Origin of the sequence: Moorena sp. SIO4A1, assembly GCF_010672065.1 — a bacterium.
In the GTDB taxonomy this organism is placed as follows: Bacteria; Cyanobacteriota; Cyanobacteriia; order Cyanobacteriales; family Coleofasciculaceae; genus Moorena.
In genome coordinates this window covers 1-1022 of record NZ_JAAHHX010001073.1, presented here as the reverse complement: position 1 = coordinate 1022, position 1022 = coordinate 1, and the positions used below count along the sequence as shown (strand labels likewise).

General features: G+C 37.6%; 1 protein-coding gene. It reads left to right on the top strand.

Annotation, left to right across the window (positions count from 1 at the left end; all coding sequences use genetic code 11):
• Window positions 1-715 precede the first annotated feature (715 nt).
• Window positions 716-829: a saccharopine dehydrogenase NADP-binding domain-containing protein gene (locus tag F6K53_RS45365; RefSeq protein ID WP_293087781.1), complete on the top strand. Its 114-nt coding sequence runs from the start codon at window positions 716-718 to the stop codon at window positions 827-829.
• Window positions 830-1022 lie beyond the last annotated feature (193 nt).

Sequence of the window (1022 nt, the reverse complement as noted above, 5' to 3'; positions counted from 1 at the left end):
TATATATAAACAGCTCTATGTTAACAAATGTAAAAATAGAGAGAATTACTGTGCTGCTTAGGTTTCTGGTGTGTTTACAAAAAATTACACAGATACCAAAACTTTTGTCCGACTACTTATCTCCCTTGGAGTTATTTTATTGGGCGAGAAAACTTTAAGCTCTTTAAAAGTTTATATCTCAAGGAGATTTAAAGAGCTAATTATAGAAGAATTTAACAAACAAAGTTATATTTTTATAACCTATTAAAAGAGTTGGCTTTTCCGTCGCTTTTCGTGTATGCAGTTGAATTTTTCGCTATTTATCTTTAGAAAAATGAGAATTATTACATTTACCTATTCGTTCCTAAATTTAGGATCTCGCTGCTAATATCTTAAGTTTAAAACTGTTGTCGCGATTGCCTAAAATATTGTTCATGCTTGAAGAGAAGTCGATAGGGAGCAGGTCAAAGTTGCCGAACATTTGTACTATGTACCATGAGAGCAAGCTTAAACCCATGAGGGGGCTATAGATAATGTACAAATATTCTGCATAAGTGACATGCTCCCCCTATTACCTATTACCCATTACCTATTACCCATTACCTATTACCCATTACCCAGATAAGCGTACAAATGTTCTGCATAAGTGACATGCTCCCAAGTCGATATCTGTTATTATTGATCAGTGTTGAGAATTAAAAAATAAATATCTATATTAACTAACAATAGTGCAGTTATGGCCAAAGTTATTATTATTGGTGCAGGTGGAGTGGGTAATGTTGTTACTCAAAAATGCGCCCAGTTGCAAGATGTTTTCTTGGAGATTCTCCTAGCAAATCGGACTAAATAAAAATGCGATCACATTGCCGCTACTATTGCCCATCCCTCATTACAAACAGCCCAAGTCGATGCAGATAACGTTGCAGAAATAGTGGCACCTCAGCTGCCGTCACGCGTGACGCGGTGAGCATTGGCGACTTCATCACCTTTCAGCAGCCGCTCCATGAGTTAAGCGGTGGCCACGTTGCCACAAAGGCGATGGA

Coding starts and splice junctions, on each gene's coding strand:
- F6K53_RS45365 (WP_293087781.1), top strand. CDS start 716: ATGGCCAAAGTTATTATTATTGGTGCAGGTGGAGTGGGTAATGTTGTT.